Source organism: Vibrio sp. 1249-1 (assembly GCF_033340495.1).
Genome location: NZ_JAWOWJ010000283.1, coordinates 1 through 876 on the forward strand (window position 1 = coordinate 1; position 876 = coordinate 876).

The 876-nt window shown below is 47.8% G+C and carries 1 protein-coding gene; it reads left to right on the forward strand.

Features of this window, described 5'->3' with window-relative positions; all coding sequences use genetic code 11:
• The coding region (locus R7Z50_RS25865) for a M48 family metalloprotease (protein ID WP_318149524.1) at window positions 1-876 on the forward strand (876 nt) is incomplete at both ends.

Below are 876 nucleotides of genomic sequence, written 5' to 3' on the forward strand. Positions count from 1 at the left end.
TGGTCATCTGATCTTGGATAACTCGAACAGCACTCGTCACGTATCGCGTAGTTCTTCTGATTCAAACAAAGGCTTCGCTGTCATCATACTGATTGCGATTGTCTGCTTGGTGCTGGGTTGGTTAGGAACCTTGTTCGGCAACATGATCAAAGCAGCCATTTCGCGCCAACGCGAGTTTTTAGCTGACGCCAGTGCCGTGCAGTTCACTCGCAACGATCAAGGGATTGCGGGAGCGTTAAAGAAGATTGGCAGCAACGTTCAAGGCTCTACCTTAAACACGAAAGCCAGTGATGAAATGAGCCACATGATGTTTGGACAGAGTAAATTGTCCGGTTTCTCTAGTTTGTTCGCGACACACCCACCACTGGACGAAAGAATTCGAAGAATCGAACCCAATTGGGACGGAATCTACGCTCAACATTCTCATGCGCAAAACACGGCGTTTGATAACGAACAAGTCAGTGGCTTTGCCGTAGGTGGCGGCTCTCCTGCTTCGCAATCTGCCTCACCATCGGAGCAATTGAGTGAGACAGGCCAACAGTTGATCAGTCAATTACCACCAGAGTTAGTTGATATCGCACGTGAACCATATAGCGCCCGATTTATCGCATTCGCCCTCATGTTTGATGGCAGCGATATTCAGCGCGAAATGATTAAGTTGTACGTTCCACTCGCATCGCAATCTACATTGCTTCCCTGGTTAGATTACGACTTACCACTTCATCTGCGTTTCCCGTTACTCGAACTCGCTCTGCCGGCACTTAAATCGCTGAGTGAAGCCCAGAAAATCAGCTTATGTAAAGTGCTACGTGAGCTCTCAGAGACGGATAATCAATACTCGCTAGCCGAATGGTGTGTCATCAACTTACTAGAAAA